Annotated in this window: 1 protein-coding gene; it reads left to right on the forward strand. The window is 72.8% G+C overall.

The genetic code is table 11. The features are described 5' to 3' along the window. Positions 1 to 199: 199 nt before the first annotated feature. Positions 200 to 581, forward strand: a 382-nt coding sequence (locus tag SSP08S_RS58035; RefSeq protein ID WP_019076054.1) for an SDR family NAD(P)-dependent oxidoreductase, incomplete at its 3' end; no start/stop codon positions are given.

Here is a 581-nt window from a genome sequence, read left to right on the forward strand (position 1 = left end):
CCGGCGCCGAGGTCATCGTCTCCGGCCGCAACGCCGAACGCGGAGCCGCGACCGTACGGTCGATCTTGGACGCCGGCGGCACGGCGCGCTTCGTCGCCGCCGACCTCACCGACCCGGCCGCGCTGCGCCACCTCGCCGAGAGGCCGGCCCCGTCGACATCCTGGTCAACAACGCGGCGATCTTCCCCGGGGCGCCGACCGTGGACCAGGACCCCGACACGCTCGACCAGGCCCTCGCCGCCAACGTCCGCGCCCCGTACCTCCTCACCGCCGCCCTGGTTCCCGCCATGATCGCCAAGGGTTCCGGCAGCGTCGTGAACGTCAGCACCATGGCCGCCCGGATCGGCATGCCCGGGCTGTCCGTCTACAGCGCCACCAAGGCCGCGCTGGAGTCGCTGACGCGCACCTGGGCGGCCGAGTTCAGTCCGGCCGGCGTGCGCGTGAACACTGTCGCGCCAGGTCCTACACGGACCGACATGGTCCTGGCCGCCATGGGTGAGGAGGGTGCCGAGCAGGTCGCGAAGACCACCCTGCTCGGCCGGCTCGCGAGCCCGCGGGAGATCGCCGAGGTGATCCTTTTCC

Origin of the sequence: Streptomyces hokutonensis, assembly GCF_000376565.1 — a bacterium.
Lineage (GTDB): Bacteria > Actinomycetota > Actinomycetes > Streptomycetales > Streptomycetaceae > Streptomyces > Streptomyces hokutonensis.